This is a genomic window from Candidatus Endoriftia persephonae, from assembly GCF_023733635.1.
Classification (GTDB): Bacteria; Pseudomonadota; Gammaproteobacteria; order Chromatiales; family Chromatiaceae; genus Endoriftia; species Endoriftia persephonae.
This window is the reverse complement of sequence record NZ_CP090569.1, coordinates 611,486-633,189: the sequence shown is the minus strand read 5'-3', so window position 1 is coordinate 633,189 and position 21,704 is coordinate 611,486. Positions and strand designations below refer to the sequence as shown.

The following is a 21,704-nucleotide window of genomic DNA, read 5'->3' as shown; positions in this document are numbered from 1 at the left end:
CCTCCCCTCAGGCCTCTCTATCGAAGCAGTTCAGGGTAAGCCGGAATACCACCGGCCCCAGCAGCACCAGCGCGATCAGGTTGGGGATCGCCATCAGCGCGTTCAGGGTGTCGGCCAACAACCAGACAAAAGCCAGCTTCACCGTCGCCCCAAGCGGGATCGCCACCACCCAGAGGATACGAAACGGCAGGATCGCCTTCACCCCGAACAGATATTCCACGCAACGTTCGCCGTAGACACTCCAACCGATGATGGTGGTGAAGGCGAAGATCATCAGGCCGAAGGTCACCACCCACTCACCCACCCCAGGCAACCCCGCAGCAAAGGCGGCGGAGGAGAGCGCCGCGCCTTGGGCGCCGCTACTCCACTCGCCGGTCATCACGATCACCAGTGCGGTGATGGTGCAGAGCACCAGAGTATCGATAAAGGTACCGAGCATCGCGATGGAGCCCTGCCGTACCGGATCATCGGTCTTGGCAGCGGCATGGGCGATGGGGGCAGAGCCAAGACCCGCCTCGTTGGAGAAGATTCCGCGCGCCACCCCCATCTGGATCGCCACCATCACCGCTGACCCGGCAAAACCGCCGGTGGCTGCAGTGGAGGTGAAGGCCTGACTGACGATCAGGCCGAGCGCCGCCGGCAGCTCGGTAATATTTGCCAGGATCACCAGCAGGCCACCCGCCAGATAGGCTAGCGCCATCATCGGCACCAGCTTACCCGCCACCTGGGCGATACGACGGATGCCGCCGATCAGCACCAGAAACACCAGCACCGCCATCACAATGCCGACGACCAACTTGTCGAAACCCAGATTGGTGGAGACCGCATCCGCCACCGAGTTGGCCTGCACCATGTTGCCGATGCCAAAGCCGGCGATCGCACCAAAGATGGCAAACGCCGTACCAAGCCAGGTCCAGTGTTCGCCCAAGCCATTTTTGATGTAGTACATCGGACCGCCCACATGGTTGCCCTGCTCATCCACCTCGCGGTATTTCACTGCCAGCACCGCCTCAGCGTACTTGGTGGCCATACCGACCAGCGCAGTGCACCACATCCAGAACACTGCCCCCGGGCCGCCCAGAGCAATCGCGGTTCCCACCCCGGCAATATTGCCGGTACCAATGGTAGCGGAGAGCGAGGTCATCAGGGCGTTGAAGGGGCTGATCTCACCCTTTCCCGTCCCCCTGCGTCCCTGCCAGAGCATGCGAAAGCCGTACCCCAACTTGCGCAGCGGCATCAGTTTCAGGCCCAGGGTCAGAAAGACACCGGTTCCCAGAATAAGCAGCAGCATCAACGGCCCCCAGACAATGCCGTTGACGCTGCTTACCAGTGCGCTTAGTGTCTCCACATCCTCTCTCCTAAATCTTCAGGCCGATTTTTGATTATTCATAACTGTTGACGGAACCAACGCCATACATAGCCACGTCACTGCCCACAAACTATCAGCGTTGCTTGACAACAATCAATGCCCGGTAGACTCTAAAACCTTGATAATCTTGAGAACTGCGATTGCGAATTCAGGGGGCACCACCATGTCAGTCTGTCGAAACCTCAAGGGATTTACCCGCGAACACGAACATCTTGCTGACTTTTGCTCCCTGATGTCGGTCGCCCTACTGTTTGGCACACTCTATGTTGGGGTCAGCTACCACACCCCGATCATGACCTGGATGGGCGAGAATATGCTGCTTCGGATACCGCTGTTCATCGTCACCATCCTGCTCGATCTGTTCCTGATGTTCCTGTTCCTCAACCTTGGCTCCGCCCGCTCTGCAGACGATGACGAAAGCTGTTTCCACACCTTCAAAGGGCGTAGGGGGGATGCCGGTTCTATCGGCAAGATGTTCAGCGGCTGGCTGCACCACATGGAGCAGGTCGGACGCAGACATCGCTGACCTCAGCCCCGCCCAACCGAACAGTCGGATGTTCAAACTCACTCACTGGCGCCTGCCGCTCCTGCTTGCGCTGCTGCTCTCGATGCTCAGCGGCTGCGCCTCTATGGCCACTAACTCGCTCGCCACCAATCTGTCGAGCGCCATGCTCAATCAGAGCGACCCGGAGATCGTACGCAGCGGCGCCCCCGCCTACCTGCTGCTGCTCGACTCTCTAATCACTGAATCGAACGATGATCCAGTCCTACTGTTTGCTGGCGCACGACTCTACAGCGCCTATGGCAGCGGCCTGGTGAAAGACCCGGAACGTCAGAAGGGGCTGGCGCAGAAGGCGCTCGACTACGCCAGCCGCGGCCTCTGCGACTCCCAACCAGGACTCTGCGAAAAACGCTCTGCCCCATTCAGCGAGTTTCAGGCCGAAGTCGCACAGATCGGCATCTCCGATATCGAAGGCCTTTATCTGATGGCCACCACTTGGGCCGGCTGGATCCAGGCCCATCAGGACGACTGGAACGCGGTGGCGCAATTGCCCAAAGTCGAGACGCTGCTGCAGCGGGTCATCAACATAAAACCGGGTTACGAACAGGGTCGTGCTCAGCTCTATCTGGGGGTCATCCGATCGCAGGTCCCACCGGCGCTGGGTGGCAATCCTGAGATTGGCCGGCGACACTTCGAACAGGCCCTGAAATATTCAGAAGGGCGCGACCTTATTGCCAAGGTCGAGTTTGCCCGCCGCTATGCCCGCCTGGTGTTCAATCAAGCACTACACGACCGCCTGCTCAACGAGGTGATCGCCGCCGACCCCCAGGCCCCAGGGCTGACCCTGAGCAACGTCATCGCCCAAAGACAGGCCCGGGAGCTGCTGGCTGATGACTACTTTTGATCAATCGTAGCCCCCCCTGAAACCAGCATCAGCGCCACACGCAGTGCAATTGACACAAAAATGCACCCACACGAGATAGTACTGCCAGGCGAAAGCATCTACCTTTCTACCTGCGTTAAACAACAGATCCGGAGTCCACGATGATCCGCGCGATACTTGCGCTCTTTTTCAGCCTCAGCCTGCTGACCACCGCCAACGCCACCACCCTCAAGATCGCCACCATCGCGCCGGATGGCACTAGCTGGATGAAGACCATGCGCGCAGCGGCCAAACAGATCAAAACGCGCACCGAGGGGCGGGTCAAACTGCGCTTCTACCCCGGTGGCGTGATGGGCAATGACCAGAGCGTGCTGCGCAAGATCCGTGTCAACCAGCTCCACGGTGGCGCCATCTCCGGTGGAGGCCTGACCCAGATCTCCTCGGATGCACAACTCTACGGACTGCCGTTTCTGTTCCGTAACCTGCAGGAGGTGGACCATGTGCGTCAGTCGATGGATCCTTTGATCGCCGAGTCGCTCCATGCCAAGGGTTTTGCCAGCTACGGCATCAGTGAGGGCGGCTTTGCCTATCTGTTGTCCAACAGCCCGGTACGCAACACGCAGGAGCTCAAATCACAACGGATCTGGATCCCCGAGACCGATCAAGTCAGCAGCAACGCCTTCAGCGAACTTGGCATATCGCCGATCCCCCTGCCGCTCACCGATGTCCTGACCGGCCTGCAGACCGGCCTCATCGACACCATTGCCTCCTCACCGATCGGCGCGATTGCACTGCAGTGGCACACCCGGGTGAAATACCTCACCGATATCCCGCTCTCCTATCTCTATGGCAGTCTGGTGATCAAAGAGAAGGCGCTGAAGAAGCTCTCCAGTGCCGACCGGGCCATCCTCAGAGAGGAGATGCTCAAGGCATTCGCGTCGCTGAACACATCCAACCGCAGCGATAACAAACAGGCCAAGGCCGCCCTCAAACAACAAGGCATTGAATTCATCCAGCCGGACCCGGCGGACCGCGCCCTGTGGGAGCAGAAAGCCGCCAATTCCGTCACTCAGGCCGTCCAGGATGGGGCACTCTCAAAATTGCTATTCGAACAGTTGCGGCAACTGATCACAGCATACCGCCGCTCGCACCCCAACTAGGGTTCAGTGTTGCAGGTCTTCAATCTCTTCGATCACGCCTCAGCCAACGGCTCTCAGGAGCGTTTCGAGACCCTGTTGCGCTGCCCCAACCTGGAGCTGGAGCGTATCATCAGCCCCGCCGGCAGCCGCAGCGAGCTGTTTGTTCAGGAGCAGGACGAGTGGGTGGCGGTGATCCAGGGAGAGGCACTGCTGGAGATGGCGGGTGAACAACTCACGCTGTCGCGCGGCGACTCGCTTTTCATCCCGGCCCACACACCCCATCAGGTGCTGCAGACCAGCCAGGATCCCCTCTGCATCTGGCTGGCGCTGCATATCCACTCCTGCCCCCCGCTATCCAGCACCTAAGGGCTGAACTATCCGTATTCCTATCGGGATCTGTCTGTAAAACGCGTATACTGCTGCCATCATGCTGGAACAATTGAAACGGATCCGACGCACAATCCTCGCCATCGAGGACGGCCTGATGGCACTGCTGCTCTCCGCGATGATCCTGCTCGCGGTGGCGCAGATCGCGCTACGCAACCTGTTCGACTCCGGCATCATCTGGGCCGATCCAAGCCTACGCATAATGGTGCTCTGGATCACCCTACTCGGTGCGCTGGCGGCCGCCCGCGAGGACCGCCACATCCGCATCGATCTGCTCTCCCACATCTTCAAAGGACGTGGCCTAGCCTATCTGCAGGCAGCCACCGACCTGTTCAGCGCCGCCGTCTGCAGCCTGATCGCCTGGCACGGTGGCCGCTTCGTCTGGTTCGAATGGCAGGATGGCACAAAGCTGTTCAACGGCATTCCCGCCTGGGCCGGCGAGATCATTATCCCGATCGGTTTTGGCGTGTTGACACTGCGTTTTCTGCTGAACCTGCCGCTGCGCTTTCGCAACGGGGAGTGGCAGTGATGCTGATCGCTCTCGGACTGATCCTGCTAGCGCTGATCGGCACCCCGCTGTTCGTGATCATCGGCGCCAGCGCCCTGTGGGGCTTCTACCAGTCAGAGATCGACCTGTCAGTAGTGGCGATCGAGTTCTTCCGCATCGCCGAGATGCCGGTGTTGCTGGCGATCCCACTCTTTACCTTCGCCGGTTATCTGCTCAGTGAGAGCAACGCCCCCTACCGGCTGGTGCGCCTGACCCGCGCCCTGCTCGGCTGGATGCCCGGCGGGCTGGCCTTTGTCTCATTGATCGCCTGCGCGCTGTTCACCGCCTTCACCGGCGCCTCCGGCGTAACCATCGTGGCGCTGGGCGCACTGCTCTATCCGGCCCTGATGGAGTCGGGCTACAAACAGAACTTCAGCCTCGGCCTGGTCACCACCTCCGGCAGCCTGGGACTGCTGTTCGCGCCGGCGCTGCCGCTGATCCTCTACGCGGTGGTAGCGCAGCAGATGGGCATCGGCGTATCGGTCTCGGTGGATGACATGTTCCTCGCCGGCATTCTGCCCGGCCTGCTGATGCTGGTGCTGCTGGTCGGCTGGAGCCTCTGGTCGAGCCGCGGCGCCACGCTGCATCCCTTCTCCCGGGTTGAGGCACTGGATGCGATGCGCAAGGCGATCTGGGAGATCCCGCTGCCGATCATCGTGCTCGGCGGGGTCTACAGCGGCTACTTCGCGATCTCCGAGGCGGCCGCAGTCACCGCCTTCTATGTGCTGGTGGTAGAGGTCTTCATCCATCAGGAGATCCCGTTGCGCAAGCTGCCCGGGGTGATGCGCGAGTCGATGTTGCTGGTGGGCGGCATCCTGGTGATCCTGGGCTTGTCGCTCGCCTCCACTAACTACCTGATCGACGCCGAGATCCCCACCCAGCTGTTCGAGTGGGTCAGTGCGAGAGTCTCTGATCCGCTCACCTTCCTGATGCTGCTCAACGTCTTTCTGCTGGTGCTCGGCACCATGCTCGATATCTTCTCCGCGCTGGTGTTGATGGTGCCTCTGCTGTTGCCGGTGGCGGTGCAGTACGGCATCGACCCGGTGCATCTGGGCATCATCTTCCTCGCCAATATGCAGATCGGCTACTTCACCCCGCCGGTGGGGATGAATCTGTTCATCGCCAGCTACCGCTTCGAGCGACCGATCATACAGATCTATCTGGCCACCCTGCCCTGGTTCTTCATCCTGTTCGGCGCGGTACTGATCATCACTTACTGGCCGTTCCTCTCCCTCGCCCTGCTCGGGCGTGGCTGAGCAATGAAGCCGGACACCACCACTGCGATGCATCAGCTGATCAGGCAGATCCGCGCGGCGACCCCCTTCGATCTGGCCGAGGCACGGATCTGCGACGGCCCCTGCAATGGCTGCTCATTGAAGTTGCTCGACTACCTGGAGAGTGAGCTGGAAGGTTGGCAGGCACGACTCGACCAGGGCGTGCGCCCCAACTTCGGCGACCTCTCCCAGCTGGCCGACAGCGGCCGCAAGATCCACCGCATCCTGCAGCGCAATGGCCTGCTGGATAGCGCCCCCACCGACCCCACCTAACCCATCACTGCACGCTGATACGCCTGCAGTAAATCAGAATCGGCAATCGATCCATGATGGTGGAGCTGACGCCAGCCATCCCGGTTCCGGCGATAGATGCCCGCCTTCCCCTGGGCGGAGATCAGCCGGCAAAGAGTCGCCAGACTGACCTCAGCTGCGCTCGGTCGGCTGGTCCGGATCATCCATTAGGGCCTGCTCGCCAGTCATCCCTGAGATGGGTGTGACCAGTTCTCGCTGGAAGCGATCTGCAAACTCAAACCCGGCCAGCCCCAACATGATCAAGCCAGCACCGATCCCGACCGAGAGATCGAGTGCTTCACCGTTGAAGTAGTGGCCTAGCAGCAGCGCCAATACCGGTGTCATCAGCGCGATCAGAGCCACCCGGGTCGCCTCCACATGCCGCAGCACGTAGAAGTAGAGGGCAAAACCGAGCACCGAGCCGATCACGCCCAGGTAGAGAATTGCGCTGAGCGCCCGCCCAGGAATGGTCTCGGGCCACTGTTCGCCGGTCAGAAACCAGGTGAGCAGAAACAGCGGTACCGCCACCAGCAGGCCACCGCCGGTCACCACCAGACCATGCAGGCCGGCATCTAGGCGTTTGACCCAGACACTACTGGCGGAGTGAATGGTCACCGAGACCAGCATCGCAGCAACCCCCAGCATCGCCACCGCCGGGTAGTTCAGACTGTCAATAAAGATCAGAGCCAGCCCCGCCAGGGCCAACCCCACCGCCAGCAGACGCAGCGGTGTCAGGCCAACCTCCTCCAGCCAATAGTGCGCCAGCAGGCCGGTAATGATCGGACTCAGGCCGAACAGCACCGAGATCCACCCCGACGGAATGTATTGAGAGGCCCAATAGACCGCCAACATCGCCACATAGATACCCAACCCGGCAGCCAGATAGGTGCGGCGTGCACGACGGTGCCAGGGCATCTGCAGGCGCAGCAGTGCGATCAGCACCAATGCCAGTACCACGCCGATCAACATACGGCTGGTGACCCCGAATAGATAGCCACTACCATCACCACTCCACTTGATTGCCAGCGGAGTGGTGGCCCAGATCAACACCACGCCCAGATAGGCGGCCGGAACAGACATCTTTCCTTCCTTATCGTCAATACATTTACTTTGGCCAATAAAAAAGGCCGCAGATGGTAGGATCTGCGGCCTTCAAGATTATTATGCTTCGGTTTGTTCTAATTAAATCCTCAGCTCTCCTCCTCCAGACGCACAGACGGTCCCACCGCTGCCCAAATGCGCAGTCGGCATACTACCAAAACGTCTTTGATGTGCATCAAATCCTCCATAGGCAAGAGCATGCCGCCGAACCCTTCCAGGGTCAACTATTGATTTCAGATCGGGCGGTATTTTTTCAGTCAGACCCCAACCAACAGAGTTGCCCCCAAGCCAATCGTTACCAGACCCACCACCCCTTTCAGACCGTTGTGGGCCCAGCTGAGGTTGCGGGCCGAGTAGCGCAGCGGCAGGCTGATGGCCAGCGAGAGCAGCGCCATACCGACGATCGAGCCCAAACCGAAGAGCAGAATATAGAGCAGCCCCTGCTGTGGTGACTGAACACTCTCCAAGGTTAGCAGGATCAGCGCAGCGGAGCCCGCCAGGCCATGCGTCATACCGACCAGCAGGGCGCGTAGCGGGAAGCCTTTAGGGTGTTTGTGCTGATGTGGATCAACGGCATGATCAAGCCCGCTCTGGCGGTGGGAGTGGGCGTGAAAGTGCTGCAGATCGCCGTGGCGATGAGCGTGGAAGTGGACCCGCTCGCGGATCAGGCGGCGCAACAGGTCGATGCCCAAAAGGATCAGCATCAACCCCACCAATTGCTCCAGCAACTGGGCGATGCTGGCCGGTATCAGACTGTCGAGCACCACCACCACCCCGGCAAAACAGAACAGGGTAAGGCTATGCCCCAGCCCCCAGACCGCACCCTGGCGCAGCGACTCCCGCAGACTGCGACGACCACTGACCAACGAGGCCACTGCAGCCAGGTGGTCTGCTTCCATCGCATGCTGCATACCGATAAGAAAACCGAACGCGAGGATAGTGAACACACCGCCCCCTGTTGCAATGATACGAGTCACCCTTCCCGATCAACTATAACTCAACCACCCCACACCAGGCGGGCTAATCGTTATCCAATCGATTGAAGTCAAACAAACCGGCCTCGATCGGCTCCTGTTGCCGATAGGCGGCATGCAACCGATCGCTGTGCAGCCAGAAATCCGCGCTGGTGCGGCGTACCCCATACCGGTCCAGCAAGGCACGATAGTCGGCCTGGTCACGCATCGCGGCGATCTCATCCACAAAACCGGCCAACCGGGAACTTTCAACCCGCAGCAGAAGGTTGGGATAGGCACCCACCACCCCCCTACTCACAGAAAGCGTATCCTCCTGCGGCAGACGCCGTTGTTGCTCACGAAAGATATGGGCAATATTGCTGTGGGCGTTGTTGCGCAGCAGAGTATAGAGATGGAGGCCAGCATTGCCGCCGACCACGCTGAGCAGTGCCATCTGTGGCAGATGGATCACCGGCAGCCCCTGCAGGTGGGTCAGCCGCTGCAACTGGCGTTCGACATAGTCTGTGCTCTCCGGCTGCAGACGATATTTTGAGGCGTCGGCACCACCCAGGCGCCGGCGTAACATCGCCAATAGCTCCTGCATCGGGTCGTCACTAAGATAGTTGATGCCGCTCTCCTGGTCGAAGTTCAGCTGCTGCTGGTCAATGAACTCCCGTACCTTGTCGTGGGCATCCCGATACCAGTGGCGCCATTTTTTCTCGCGTTCCTGCCGTGGCAGCAGCATCAGGAAGTTGAACTCGCCATCCATGCGCAGGTAGTCCATGTAGAGACGGGTGTTAAGCTGATGCCCGAGATTGCCATAGACATCAAACCCCGCCACTAGCAGATAGTGGATCCGCTCAAGCAGATTGTAGCTGATCAGCCAAGCACTCTGCGACCGCTCACCCACCAGCCCCTCCACCACGCTTGCGCTATCGAAGTGGCGAAACACCGTCAATGCCGCATTGGGATTGTGCCGTTCACCATCCCACACCAGGTCGAGATTGATATCCTCAGAGTCGTCGAAACGCTGCCGCAGATAGTCCCGCTTTGCCGCCAGATAGGATTCATGCCGCTGCCAGTATTCGAGCCAGTTGACCAACAGCAGGGCATCGCTGCTCTCGCCGGAGGGCAACCGCAACCGCTCCCCCATGTCGGCCAGCACCCGGTCGGCATCGTAGTCGATGATCGGATTATCGGGGTCGAGAAAGAAGAGCCAGAAGTGATCATTGATCACGTTCAGTGCCACCTGTCCGCGGCACACCGGCCCCTTGATAAAGCCGGAGATAAAGTGGCGCGCATCGTCCAGCAGAAATAGATAACGGCTCTTCACCGGAATCGCCTGGAAGGTCTTGAACGGGTTGGCTGCAAACCGGCTACCATAACCAGGCAATGCATCGACTCGATAGCCATCCCCGAGAAACAATTGCTGCCAACGCTGCATGCGTGCGGGGCTCAGGGCGTAGGGCAGATGGGTCTTCGCCAGGATGCTGGTACGTACTGGCTGCAATCGATAGTAGAAACGCTTCACCCCGGGGTCATCGAAGGGACGCCGGCTGGGAATGATCGCAATCGGCGCGCCGCTGGGGGTGCGGGAGCGCACCAGACGAAACCAAACACCGGACGGCATTTCATCAAAGTAGAGATCGCCGATGAACAGGTGCTCGAACAGATAGCGACTCATCAGCTGCTGCTGCAGGGAACGGCCATTGAGAAACGTCTCCCAGCGACTTACCCGCACTTGCTGTTGCGGGTTCAGCACCACTCGATCGTCGCCTTGCGCCCCCTGCGCCAGCCAGCGCATCAACACCCCGTACTCCTCATCGGCCAGCCCCGGCACTCCGTAAGGCATGCCCCAGAGCGGATGCTCCGCAGTGAAGTCGGCGAACTCCTGGCGGCTGGCGCACTGCTGGTCTCGATTAAGCTTTAGGTCGAAGCTGTCAGGCAAGCGGCGTCCTGCAGGCATCGGATGCAGCCTCTTCAGCGCCAGCATGCCGGCGATCAGGCTGTTCTCCAGATTGCCCAGGCTGTTGCCCTGGCCTTCGTTGATCACCGCATGAAACTCTTTCTCACGCCACTGCTGTGGCGTCTGGGCATCGATGAAGAGGCGGGTAACATTAGCGGAGATCAGCCGGGTGCCGTCATACACCTCCTGTTTGCTGGCGCCGCGAGTGATCCCCTCATAGGCGCTCAGCTTGAGCTGGCAGGGGGCATCGTAATAGCCGTGGCAGACCACACAGCGGCGCTCAAGCAGCGGTTTAACCTCATGCTGATAATCCACCGGCTCCCCCTGCTCTGCCGTCGCCAGGATCTCCATAAAGTAGAGGCTGAGGTCAGGTCGATCCGCCAGTTCACGGGTCAGAGGGTTACAGGCCGAAAGGGAGAGGGAGATTAGCAGCAACAACCAGAAATAACGCACAGCCATCGGGACCTGCCTTGGTTGATCGATCCAGCAGAGGCCGCAGGCTCACCCGTCTGTCGGCGTCCTAATTCTATCAGATCAGTGGGGCGCTGCAGGCCTCTTGTCTGACTCCGCTGTACTGCGCCTGGCGCTGGCCAGTATCTCGATCTGCTGCAGGTATTCCTGGTACTGGGGGGTCTCCTGGTCACTGTAGTTGAGGTTGCGATAGAGGCCGGTCAGCTGGGTGAAATAGTGCCGGGCCTCATCCTTGTCGGCAAACTTGTAGTGCTGGTTCACCAATCGAAAGACACGGTTGAAGGAGTCTGCCTGACGCTCCAGAGTGGCGGTGGCATCAACCTTGTCGAAGGCATCCTGTTGCAGAAACACCATGTCGACAAACAGCGCCTTCTGATAGACAACAAAGTCCTCCAGGGTGATCCCCTCCTCGCCGGTGACCTGCATCATCTGCGAGACTGACTCGCCTTGGCCGAGCAGCTCGGTCATCTGTTTCACCCGATCGCTCCAGCCCGGCGCGATCTGCCGTTCAAACCAGGGGCGCAGCTGATCGTGGTAGCGCGACCAGGAGAGCAGCGGGTCTACCGCCGGATAGAAGCGCTTGTAGGCGCGCTCCGCGCTGAGGCCGAGAAAACACTTCACCGTACCCAGGGTCGACTGGGTCACCGGCTCCTCGAAGTTACCGCCGGCGGGGGAGACGGTGCCGATCATGGTCAGGCTGCCTACCGAGCCGTCGTTGCTCTGCAGCAGGCCGGCACGCTCATAGATGCCGCGCACCGCTGAGTCGAGGTAGGCGGGAAAGGCCTCCTCGCCGGGGATCTCCTCCATACGTCCCGAGGTCTCGCGCATCGCCTGCGCCCAGCGGGAGGTGGAGTCAGCGATCAGCAGCACATCAAAACCCATCTGGCGGTAGTACTCACCAAGGGTGATGCCGGTGTAGATCGACGCCTCGCGCGCCGCCACCGGCATCGACGAGGTGTTGCAGATGATGATGGTACGGTCCATCAGCGAGCCGCCGCTGCGCGGATCATTCATCTTAGGGAACTCGGTAATGGTCTCTACCACCTCGCCGGCACGCTCGCCACAGGCCACCACGATCACCACATCCACCGCCGAGAAGCGCGAGATCAGGCTCTGCAGCACGGTCTTGCCAGCGCCAAATGGACCGGGGATGCAGCCGGTGCCGCCGCGGGCTATGGGAAAAAAGGTGTCGATCAGGCGCTGCCCGGTGATCAGCGGCTCTTCAGGGAACAACCGCTGACTAGTGCGACGGCGTAGCAATTGCTCGGGCAGCGCCTTGCGCACCGGCCACTCCTGAGCCAGGGTCAGGGAGCGCTCATGGCCGCGTGCGTCTTTGATGCGCGCCACCGGCACATCGACGGTGAAGGTACCCTGCTGAATCCAGGTCACCGTCACCTCATCCCGCTCCCCGAACGGCACCATGATCTTATGGGTGAAACGCCCCTCCTGCACCGTGCCCAGGGTATCGCCGGGACGCAGCCGCGCGCCAGTCTCCACCTGCGGCACGAAGGACCACTTGGCAGTGGGATCGAGGGCCGGCAGATCGACCCCGCGGGGCAGGAAGTTGCCAAAGCCGATCGCCAGCCCCTCCAGCGGGTTCTGCAGACCATCGTAGACCTGCCCCAGCAGGCCCGGCCCCAGGGTCACCGAGAGCATCTGCCCGCTCTGCTCCACCGGATCACCGATGCCAATGGCGCGGGTACTCTCGAACACCTGCGCCACCGCCTGTCGCCCCTTGACCCGCAGCACCTCCGCCTTGAGGCGCTCCTGACGCCCATCGGCAAGTCGCTGGGGCAGGATGTAGATCACCTCGTTCTTCACCAGCGGCGGACCGCCCTCAAGCGGGCTCTCGATGGTGACTATGTCCTCCTGGACGGCGACGATGCGCGCCAGTTCGGCCTTCTCACTCATGCGCTTATCCCGTTATTCATGACTCATCCATCTCCTACAAACTCCAGCCGCTGGCCTGCCAGCGCCTGCTCCACCAGGCTTTCAAAACGCGCCACTGCTGCCTTACCGTGGTAGCAGCTCCAGCGATCGATAATGCCCCAACGCAGCACATAAACCACCACCGCCTCGAAATCGAAGTAGTGTCCCTCGCCAAAGCGCTCCAGCGCACGCCAGGTCACCCCCAGCAGCAACCGTTCGAGCCCCAGGTGATCTTCCTCCTGCATCAGCCGGTTGGCCTCCAGCACCCATGGGAAGACCCCTTCGAGGCGAAACCCGGGTTCACCCCAATTGGCGTGGATGCGCCGTTGCCAGCGGCCGACCCCCCAACCGCTGGGGCGCTCGGGCGGGCCTTCGCCCCGGCGGCGTCGGCGCAGTGCCGCCATCAAGGTACGTATCTCCATGCGGTAGGCGATCAGCTGCTGCAACCAACTGCAGATCTCCCCCTCAAGCAGCCGCTGTGTCTGCGCCGCCACCGCGGCATCATCCTCATCCAGCGAGTGATTGGCCCAGCGGATCAGCTGCTCGATGGCGTCGAGGGTGACGGCGTCCTCCGGCTCCAGCAGACGCAGCCGGCTCTCCAGCTGGATCCGTGAGATCGGTGTCTGCTGCTCGCCGAACAGCTCGCCGTGATAGGGCAGACTGGTGAGCAGGGTGATATAGAGGTCGCCAGACATATTAAGGAGCCTCTGAACGAATCATGGGCGACCGCCTTGCGGTCCCAAAAACGGCCTGGCGCCGTTTTTCACGCAAGCCCCGAAGGGATGCGCTGAATACATCTCCCGCTGCTGCGTCGTCAATCTTGGCAATAGGCATACTATTACCTGCGATTTCCGCCTTGCAGCGGAAAAATTGGCCTCACAATTCTGTTCGCCCAGATTCATTCAGAGGCTCCTAACCGACAATCCCCTCCACCAGGGCACGGAAGCGCGGCTGCAGGTGGGCCAATAGCAGCCGGGTCACCGCCACATCACTCAGATCGAGCTGGATCGCACCGTCCCGGATCGACAGACGGATACCGGCATGCTGGTCGTCCGCCTCACCAAAACTGACCCCATCACGCAGCATCTCCTTGGTAATCAGGCCACTCAGCTCGGTCAACGGACTGGCACGCAACGCCTCTGGATCTTTGCGCAACTGCTCCAGCCCCACCACGTCCCGCGGTAGCAGCAGCTCGAGCGGTTCATCCTCGGCCAGCTGCTCCCGGGTACGCCCGGCCACCTCCAGAATCAACCGCTGCAGCATCTCCTGGCGGCTCATCTCTTCGCCCACGGCGCGCTGCACATCCTTGGCAAAACGTGCCGTGAGGGTCGATTTCAGCGACAGGATGGCGTCGCGCACCGCCACCGCCAGCGACTCCTGTAGCGCCTTGCGGGTCTTTTCTGCCGACTCCCGCGCCTCTCTGCGCAGCTGTTCTGATTCCAGCTCTGCCTGCTCAATGATCCAGGCGGCCTGGTGTTCCGCATCGGCGACAATCTTTTTCGCCCGCTCCTGCCCCGCCGCGACACCCTCATCATGCAGCCGCTCGATCAGCGCCTCCACCCCGGAGGAGACCTGTAGTGCCTGATCCTGTTTTGCCACCTGACCCTCCTAGCCCGCCACCGGCAGATCGGCGCTGAGCACCAGCGCGAAGACAAAGGCGAACACCGCAAAGCCTTCGACGATGGCGGCCGGCGCCAGCGACAGACCGAAAATCTCTGGCTTCGCCTTGGCGGCATTGATCGCAGAGGCGCAGCTGCGACCCTGGTAGATGGCGCTGAACATCAGCGCCAGGCCGCAGAAGATGCCGATGCCAAACATGCCGGCAGCGGCCTGCGCGGTGACCTCCCGATTCAGGGTGAACATCACCACGATGCCGTAGATCACCTGGGAGGAGGGCATCGCCGAGATGCCCACGTAGCGACCGTGTCCGCTCTCGGTCTCCATCATCGCACCTATCGCCGCCTGCCCCGCCAAGGAGCAGCCGATGACGCTACCGATCGCCCCCAAGGCCATCGGCCCGTAGATGCCGGCCCAGCCGAGCGCCATTACAAACTCATTCATAGTTCGGTCTCCTTTTTGGCGAAGGCCCGAAAAGGATAGCCCTCATCGGACAGGCCCCAGTTGAAAAATTCGATGAAGTTGAGCCGCAGCCCGTGCACAAAGCCGCTGATAATGCCCAGCCCCAGATTGATGCTGTGGCCAAGCAGCAGGATCAGAATCGCCACCAGCAACCCGGCACCGGGCAGGGCCTGTTTCACCTGCAACGCCAGGTCATTGAAGGTGAGCGCCAGAGAGGAGCTGGCCAGACCCAGGGCAAACAGGCGCAGATAGCTCAGAATGTCGCCGAACATTTTGGTCACCTGGGTCAGCCCGCCAAGGCCATCAAGCAAGCGTAGTAGGGCCGATTTCAGATCCTTCACCGGACGCCGACTGCTGAACAGCAACACCAGCAGCAGACCCGTCACCAGCAGCAACAGGCCCAGACGGGTCAGGCTGGCACCACTCTCCACACCACTGAGATAGAGAGTGAAACCACCCGCCACCGCCAGGCTCCAGCCGATCGGGCGGGCATTATGGGGGAAAGGCCGCAGGTGCATCGCCACCACCAGATTAGCCAGTATCAGATGTGCAGAGCCGATGCCGATGGAAAGTCGCATCATGCTGTCGAAGTCGTTCAGATCCAGCAGCTTCAGGGAGCCCGCCAAGCTCGCCGTCTGCGGAACTATGCCGAAGTAGCTGCCCACCAGCACCCCATAGACAAAGGAGGTGGCAAGCACCACCGTGGTGAGCAGGCGGAAACGCCGCCCGCCCTCGCTCGCTCCCATGCGTTTCCAGTATCGGGCAAGAAAAAGGCTGAGAATCAGCGCATAGCCGGCATCCGCCATGATCATGGCGAAGAACAGGGCAAAGGAGAAGAAGACGATCCGCGAGGGATCCCAGGCGTGGTAGCTGGGAGTCTGATAGAAGCTGACTAGATCCTGCCCGCCATCCAGCAGCGCGGGGTTCTCCAGCAGGGTCGGAGGGCGTTCTTCGAAGCTGGGCTCCTCCGCCACCAGCGCCAGCCCCTGCGCATCGGCGAATGCCTGCAATCTCGGTAAATCGCGCTCCGCCAGCCAGCCCTGGATCAGACACAGGCCCTGCTGTTGCCACACCCCCTGGTCCGCCTCAACCAGCGCACTTTGGTCTTCGACCCGCGCCAGGTTGCGGCTCAGCAGGTAGATCCAGCGGCTCAGGGCGTGGTGATCTGAGAGCAGATCCTCCAGTTCGATCTCGGTGCGAATCAGCTCCGCCTGCAACTCACTCAACGAAACCGCGCCGGTGTGGGTGCGCGGTACCGGCAGTAGCGTGGCATCGGGCTCCTGTTTGGCAATCACCACCACGTAGCTGAAGCGGTTGTCGCGGTGCACCATCTGCCAAGGCAGATCGAGTGCCTGCAGCTGTCGCTGCTGGTCAACCGGGATCTGGTAGAACCAGAAGCGATAGCCGCCGGAGTATTCCTGGGGCAGCAGCTGAAAGTTACCCCAGGGCATGAGCGCCTCGATGCGGCGCTGCAGACGGCTCTTTTTGTCCTCGGTATCACGCAGCCGCTGTCGGTTGTGCAGTGCTTCGGCCACCACCCGATCGAAGTCAAAACTGCGCTCGTCGCGCACCTGCTGGCGTTTTGTCGCCACGTCTGAGATCCAGCGCAGCGCCTTGTAGGCACTCTCCACCGGCGCGCCGGAGGGTCGATCCGGTTCCGCCTCCGGCTTCGGCTTGAGCGGGATCAGGTGCAGACAGCCGAGTCGCTGCAATCCCTGCAGGATGACGCCGCGCTCCTCGACGAGCCCGGCCAGGGTCACCTTCTGCAGCGCCAGGATGGTCATCGTTTCTTTCTCTTGGCGAGTTTGGCGCGCACCACCGCGGCCCGTTCCTCATCCGCCAGATAGATGCGAATCTGGCGGATATGTTGATGGGTACGGGGGATCAAAACCTTATCAAACAGGTTGACCCGCTGGGTAATGGTGCGCACTGCATCGGCCAGCAGCTGCAAGCGACGCTGTGCCAGCTGCATGCGGATGCGCAACTCTAGCGCCTGTTTCAGCTTGTCCACCAGTGGCTCGACCCAGTGCGGGCGGCTCAGGAAGGAGTAGGGTTTGACCCGGAACTCGACCGCCTGCAGCAGCGGCAGACGCACCCCCATCACATTCTCCTGCGCCAGCTCGACCCGCTCGACCTGCACCAGACCATCCAGCTCTATGCCCTGGTTGGCCAACATCGGTAGCTGTTCGGCAATCCACGGATGGATCTCGGCCAGTCGCGTCTGCTCCTGCGCCAGCTCGGCCCGCGCCCTCGCCTGTTCCGCCAGCAGCTGGCGGCGTTTCATATCCAGTGCGGGCAGAAACTCGCGATACCCCTTCAGCAGCTGATTCTGGCGCGTCAGGGATGACTTATTGAGGGCGAGCCGCGCCATCTATGCCGCCGTCTCTGCAGTCGTCGACTGTGGGAAGTAGCGATCGATGAGCTCCTGTTTCATCAGCAGCTCATCGGCGTCAAAACATTCGGCCAGAGTCTGCCAGCAGCTATCCAGGGCCTGTTCCAGGGGCATCGAGACATTGATATCCATAAAGCGTTTGCGGAACAGGCCGCCGAACTTGAGCAGCTTGAGGTCGAACTCGGAGAGCTCGAAGGCCATCGCCTGTTTCTGTTCCGCATCCTTGGCGCCGGAGTAGAAACGGATCATGGTGTTCATGATCTGGCCATGATCCTCGCGGGTCTGTTTGCCGATCACGTGCTGCTTCAGGCGCGACAGAGAACCAAAGGGGTCGAGCTCCCCGTTGTGCAGGTAGAACTGACCCTCGGTGATGTAGCCGGTATTGTCGGGCACTGGGTGGGTCACATCGTTGCCGGGCATAGTGGTGACGCTGAGGATAGTCACCGAGCCACCCTGAGCGTAGTCGCAGGCCTTCTCGTAGCGGCGCGCCAGCTGCGAGTAAAGGTCACCCATGTAGCCGCGATTGGAGGGCACTTGGTCCATCGCGATGCCAACCTCTTTCAGCGCATCGGCAAAGGCGGTCATGTCGGTGAGCAGCACCAGCACCCGCCGGCCCTCCTCCACCGCGAACCGCTCCGCCACCGCCAGCGCCATATCGGGAATCAGCAGCCGCTCAACGATGGGGTCGGAGGCCTGATTGACGTACATCACGGTGCGGGCAAAGACCCCGGCATCCTCGAAGGCGGTGCGGAAGAAGTGGTAGTCATCAAAAATCAGCCCCATGCCGCCGAACACCACCACATCAGCGTCGGCCTGGATCCCGACCCGTGCCAGGAAGCGGTTGAAGGGTTCGCCGGAGACCGAGAAGATCGGAATCTTCTGGCTCTCTACCAGGCAGTTGAAGACGTCGATCATCGGTACGTCGGTGCGGATCATCTTCGACGCCAGCACCCGCCGCATCGGGTTTACCGAAGGTCCGCCGATGGCGACTTGTGGGTCATGGGAGAGGTCAGGACCGGCATCGATGGGCTCGCCGGTACCGCGGAAGACCCGGCCGAGGATGTTGCTGGAGTAGGTCGCCTGCATCGGGTGGCCGAGGAAACGCACGCTGGAGTCGGTACCCACCCCTTTGGTGCCGTTGAACAACTGCAGGCTGACCTGCTCACCCTGCATGTTGATGATCTGGGCCAGAGAGCTGTCGCCCTCACGCCCCGTCACCAGCGCCAAATCACCATAGCAGATATCCTGCCCCTGGCCGGCCACCAGTTCGGGCACTGCGACCTTAACGATATCGCCGACGATCTCGGTAATGTGAGAGTAGTGGGCAAGACTCAGATTCATGCAACGTCTCCCTGATCATGACACGCCCGACCCGAGAAGTATTATCCCGCTCGCCTGAGTTCGCAAGCGTCATCACACCATCCGCTATACTGCGCGGCTGACACCCTGCAGCATTTAGCCTTGAGACCCCGATGCCATCTGAATTTTTAGCCGAGCAACTCTTCCCCCCTGAAGTGGCGCTGGTTATCGCCAGCCCGGAGATGTGGGAACAACCACTGTTCGCCGCGGAGGAACAGCTCATCGAGAACGCCATCGAGAAGCGCCGGCGGGAGTTTCGCGCCGGACGGCACGCGGCTCACCACGCGATACAGCTGGCTGGTGGCACCAGCGGACCGATCCTGCGCGGTGATCAACGTGAGCCACGCTGGCCGGCAGGCTACCTAGGCAGCATCTCACACTGTGCGGATCTGGCGCTGGCGCTGGCGTGCCAGCGCGGCGCGATTGTCGGACTTGGGGTGGATGTGGAGCCGCTGGCGCCACTGGCGGCAGGGCTAGAGCGCAAGATCGAGAGTGACACCGAGTCCGCCTTTCTGGATGCCCACCCTGGGCTGCCACGGCGACTTGTCTTTAGCGCAAAGGAGAGCCTCTACAAGTGTTACTACCCGTTAGTGAGGCGCTTTTTTGGCTTCCATGAGGTGGAGTTACAGATCACCATCGAGACCGGCCAGTTCAGTTTCAGACAGGCTCCCGGTGCGAAGCTGGCATTGCCGGCTGAGCCACTGTTTCATGGCGCCTACTGGATCACCGACAAACATCTCATCACGGGTTGCTATCTGACTATTGGTTGATGTCGGGGAATGCGGGGAGCCACAGTTTTTGCTTGTGGGCGGAGAGGCACTGGTTGCCACCGCAAAGAGAATAGCACTTTTCCGAAGCCTTAGAAGCCTGTCTGGCTTGGCTGTCCTTAGCAAGACGAGTGGAAAAATGAACCGATTTGCCACCGTCGCAGTAGGGCAGCCCCCAATCCGACAGCTCCTAGAAGGACTCCTGCCTCTCAAGCAGGATTGAGACCCTCTGCGGCCCCCACAACGCATCACCCAGAGCCGGACGCCCCATGCTGTTCCACAGCTCCGAGGTCTGCAGCAACGAGACCTTGTTCTGCTGCAATTCGATCGCCTCCCCGTGCAAAGCATGCTGGTAACGCTCGATGCCAATGAGATCGATCAACTGCGCATAATCGAGAGTGATACCAAAATCCTCTGTCAGGATCTCCATCACATCCTCGATGCTGTAGCTGGCGATCAGTTCAATTGCCTCACTGGCAATCTGATCGGGAATGGTCTCGCTTGGGGAGACAGCTCCCTTTTCACCACCCACATCAATATTCCCAGCGGAGCCAGGCGCCGAAAGCGACAACGCAACGGTCTGCCTACGCCAATTATTTACCGCCTCCTCAACCTGACTGTTCACCAGTTTGGGGAACGCCTCCATGAGATGTTCCAGGCGCTTTGCCATCGCTTCAGCTGCGAAAAAAAATGTCCCATGTGACGTCATTGCTTGCGGCTCCATTCGCCATAACCTCAAGCACTGTTTTCGACAAGCGATTCAATACCTTTAATCGATTAACAGGATCTGTCAGCGGACTTACAACAACTCTGACTGTAGATGCCACCACAAGAGATGCAATGGCCATCGCTGCGAAGCGGGACCAGGCCTGCCTCAGCAGCCCAAAGCCAACAACAAGGGAGGAGAGGTAAAGCCGATCCCAGCAGCAGATAAGCTACTGGGATCGGTAAGGTCAGAAGGGGCAAATCAGTGGAAATCGTAACCGCGTTCTTCATGGTCGACCACATCAAGGCCTTCCACTTCATCCTCTTCACTGACCCGCAGACCGATAAGGCTGTCAATCAATTTTAGGATCACCCAGGAGACAACCGCAGTGAAGATGACCGTGGCCAACACGCCGATAAACTGCACGTAGACTTGCTCTCCCATGGTCTCGATGCCATCCGCAAAACCATAGCCGGAGAGAACTCCCAGCGAGGTGGCAGAGAAGACGCCCGCCAACAGGGTACCGAGGATGCCGCCAACTCCATGCACTGGGAACACGTCCAGGGAGTCATCGATCTTCAGCACCCGCTTGAGGTATTGGGTGGCAGAAAAACAGACAATACCGGCGAGCAGGCCGATAACCAGAGCACCGCCAGGACCAACAAAACCGGAAGCTGGGGTGATGGTGCCCAGACCCGCCACCATGCCGGTCACCGCACCCAAGGCACTCGGCTTGCCGAAGCGTATCCACTCGATTGCCAGCCAGGTCATGGCGCCGGTGGCGGCAGAGATGTGGGTAACCAGCATCGCCATCGCGCCGCTGCCATCCGCCGCCAGCGCACTGCCACCATTGAAGCCGAACCAGCCAACCCAGAGCATGCCGGCGCCGGTCACCGTCATGGTCATGTTGTGCGGCGTCATGGCAGAGGTTCCAAAGCCTTTGCGCGGGCCAAGGACCAGGGCCGCCATCAGCGCCCCCACACCGGCGGTGATGTGCACCACAGTACCACCAGCGAAGTCATACAGGCCCATCTCACCGAGCCAGCCACCACCCCAGACCCAGTGGGTCACCGGCAGATAGACCAGCACCAGCCAGACCGCACTGAAGATCATCATGGCAGAGAATTTCATGCGCTCGGCAAAGCCACCCACAATCAGCGCCGGGGTGATGATCGCAAAGGTCATCTGAAACAGCATAAAAAGTGACTCAGGAATATCGCCGGAGAGAGTCTCTTTGCCGATGCCTGCCATCATCACCTTGCTGAAGTCGCCGATCCAGGCATTCCCCTCGCCAAAAGCGAGACTGTAGCCGAAGACAAACCAGATAATCGTGGCCATCCCGGCAATGGAAAAACACTGCATCAACACCGAAAGGACATTTTTGCTGCGTACCAGACCACCATAAAACAGCGCCAGCCCCGGCAGGGTCATAAAAAGAACCAAGGCAGTGGAAGCCATGATCCATGCCGTATTGGCCCCATTGATCGCTGTCTCTTCCGCCAAAGCGGTCCCCGGGAGGAAAAATGCCCCAATCAGGGGCAGCAAGCGCCCCAAAAGGTGGAATCGTGCCATCTGAATCTCTCTCACTA

At 60.6% G+C, this 21,704-nt stretch carries 21 protein-coding genes; 8 read left to right on the top strand and 13 right to left on the bottom strand.

Features of this window, described 5'->3' with window-relative positions; translation table 11 throughout:
• Window positions 1–7: 7 nt before the first annotated feature.
• Window positions 8–1,348 carry an alanine/glycine:cation symporter family protein gene (locus tag L0Y14_RS03010; RefSeq protein WP_005963223.1) on the bottom strand — a complete coding sequence of 447 codons (1,341 nt, stop codon included), beginning with the start codon at window positions 1,346–1,348 and terminating at the stop codon, window positions 8–10.
• Between the two features lie 184 nt (window positions 1,349–1,532).
• Here L0Y14_RS03010 and L0Y14_RS03005 point away from each other — a divergent pair, with 184 nt between their 5' ends.
• From L0Y14_RS03005 to L0Y14_RS02975, 7 genes are all read left to right on the top strand, one after another.
• Complete coding sequence (locus L0Y14_RS03005; protein WP_006475718.1) at window positions 1,533–1,895, top strand: hypothetical protein; 363 nt, start codon at window positions 1,533–1,535, stop codon at window positions 1,893–1,895.
• A 28-nt stretch (window positions 1,896–1,923) separates the two neighbouring features.
• Window positions 1,924–2,775: a TRAP transporter TatT component family protein gene (locus L0Y14_RS03000; RefSeq protein WP_005963227.1), complete on the top strand. Its 852-nt coding sequence runs from the start codon at window positions 1,924–1,926 to the stop codon at window positions 2,773–2,775.
• A 140-nt stretch (window positions 2,776–2,915) separates the two neighbouring features.
• The gene (locus L0Y14_RS02995; protein WP_006475719.1) at window positions 2,916–3,914 is read left to right on the top strand and encodes a TRAP transporter substrate-binding protein; all 999 of its coding nucleotides are present in this window, start codon (window positions 2,916–2,918) and stop codon (window positions 3,912–3,914) included.
• Between the two features lie 9 nt (window positions 3,915–3,923).
• Window positions 3,924–4,259, top strand: coding sequence for a cupin domain-containing protein (locus L0Y14_RS02990; RefSeq protein ID WP_305790619.1), 336 nt, complete (start codon window positions 3,924–3,926; stop codon window positions 4,257–4,259).
• 61 nt (window positions 4,260–4,320) lie between these two features.
• A complete protein-coding gene (locus L0Y14_RS02985) occupies window positions 4,321–4,809 on the top strand; it encodes a TRAP transporter small permease (protein ID WP_005963232.1) in 489 nt (162 codons plus the stop codon).
• Window positions 4,809–6,083 (top strand): TRAP transporter large permease, encoded by a 1,275-nt coding sequence (locus L0Y14_RS02980; protein WP_006473682.1) that lies wholly within the window; start codon window positions 4,809–4,811, stop codon window positions 6,081–6,083. The genes L0Y14_RS02985 and L0Y14_RS02980 overlap by 1 nt, the downstream gene beginning before the upstream one ends.
• 3 nt (window positions 6,084–6,086) lie before the next feature.
• Window positions 6,087–6,374, top strand: coding sequence for a hypothetical protein (locus L0Y14_RS02975; RefSeq protein WP_005963236.1), 288 nt, complete (start codon window positions 6,087–6,089; stop codon window positions 6,372–6,374).
• Between the two features lie 150 nt (window positions 6,375–6,524).
• On the opposite strand, the gene L0Y14_RS02970 is transcribed toward L0Y14_RS02975, so the two are convergent.
• The 10 genes from L0Y14_RS02970 to L0Y14_RS02925 form a co-directional block, all read right to left on the bottom strand.
• Window positions 6,525–7,472: a DMT family transporter gene (locus L0Y14_RS02970; protein WP_006473681.1), complete on the bottom strand. Its 948-nt coding sequence runs from the start codon at window positions 7,470–7,472 to the stop codon at window positions 6,525–6,527.
• 278 nt (window positions 7,473–7,750) lie between these two features.
• Window positions 7,751–8,440 (bottom strand): HoxN/HupN/NixA family nickel/cobalt transporter, encoded by a 690-nt coding sequence (locus L0Y14_RS02965; protein ID WP_006473680.1) that lies wholly within the window; start codon window positions 8,438–8,440, stop codon window positions 7,751–7,753.
• Window positions 8,441–8,513: 73 nt separating this feature from the next.
• A complete protein-coding gene (locus L0Y14_RS02960; RefSeq protein ID WP_006473679.1) occupies window positions 8,514–10,871 on the bottom strand; it encodes a fatty acid cis/trans isomerase in 2,358 nt (785 codons plus the stop codon).
• A 75-nt stretch (window positions 10,872–10,946) separates the two neighbouring features.
• A complete protein-coding gene (locus tag L0Y14_RS02955) occupies window positions 10,947–12,794 on the bottom strand; it encodes a V-type ATP synthase subunit A (RefSeq protein ID WP_006473678.1) in 1,848 nt (615 codons plus the stop codon).
• A gap of 23 nt (window positions 12,795–12,817) precedes the next feature.
• Entirely contained in the window at window positions 12,818–13,507 is a 690-nt protein-coding gene (locus L0Y14_RS02950) for a DUF2764 family protein (RefSeq protein ID WP_006473677.1), read from the bottom strand.
• Between the two features lie 217 nt (window positions 13,508–13,724).
• A complete protein-coding gene (locus tag L0Y14_RS02945; protein ID WP_005965719.1) occupies window positions 13,725–14,411 on the bottom strand; it encodes a hypothetical protein in 687 nt (228 codons plus the stop codon).
• A 9-nt stretch (window positions 14,412–14,420) separates the two neighbouring features.
• On the bottom strand, window positions 14,421–14,873 hold the full coding sequence (locus L0Y14_RS02940) for an ATP synthase subunit C (RefSeq protein WP_005965720.1): 453 nt from the start codon (window positions 14,871–14,873) through the stop codon (window positions 14,421–14,423).
• Window positions 14,870–16,675 (bottom strand): V-type ATP synthase subunit I, encoded by a 1,806-nt coding sequence (locus tag L0Y14_RS02935; RefSeq protein WP_006473676.1) that lies wholly within the window; start codon window positions 16,673–16,675, stop codon window positions 14,870–14,872. Before L0Y14_RS02935 ends, L0Y14_RS02940 begins: the two co-directional genes overlap by 4 nt.
• Window positions 16,672–17,262, bottom strand: coding sequence for a V-type ATP synthase subunit D (locus L0Y14_RS02930; protein ID WP_005965726.1), 591 nt, complete (start codon window positions 17,260–17,262; stop codon window positions 16,672–16,674). Before L0Y14_RS02930 ends, L0Y14_RS02935 begins: the two co-directional genes overlap by 4 nt.
• Window positions 17,263–18,624: a V-type ATP synthase subunit B gene (locus L0Y14_RS02925; RefSeq protein WP_005965728.1), complete on the bottom strand. Its 1,362-nt coding sequence runs from the start codon at window positions 18,622–18,624 to the stop codon at window positions 17,263–17,265.
• Window positions 18,625–18,755: 131 nt separating this feature from the next.
• On the opposite strand from L0Y14_RS02925, the gene L0Y14_RS02920 reads away from it, so the two are divergent.
• Complete coding sequence (locus L0Y14_RS02920; protein ID WP_006473675.1) at window positions 18,756–19,412, top strand: 4'-phosphopantetheinyl transferase family protein; 657 nt, start codon at window positions 18,756–18,758, stop codon at window positions 19,410–19,412.
• Window positions 19,413–19,599: 187 nt separating this feature from the next.
• Here L0Y14_RS02920 and L0Y14_RS02915 read toward each other — a convergent pair whose 3' ends face one another.
• Both L0Y14_RS02915 and L0Y14_RS02910 read right to left on the bottom strand, forming a co-directional pair.
• On the bottom strand, window positions 19,600–20,079 hold the full coding sequence (locus tag L0Y14_RS02915; protein ID WP_006473674.1) for a hypothetical protein: 480 nt from the start codon (window positions 20,077–20,079) through the stop codon (window positions 19,600–19,602).
• Between the two features lie 297 nt (window positions 20,080–20,376).
• Entirely contained in the window at window positions 20,377–21,687 is a 1,311-nt protein-coding gene (locus tag L0Y14_RS02910) for an ammonium transporter (RefSeq protein ID WP_305790618.1), read from the bottom strand.
• Window positions 21,688–21,704: the final 17 nt, after the last annotated feature.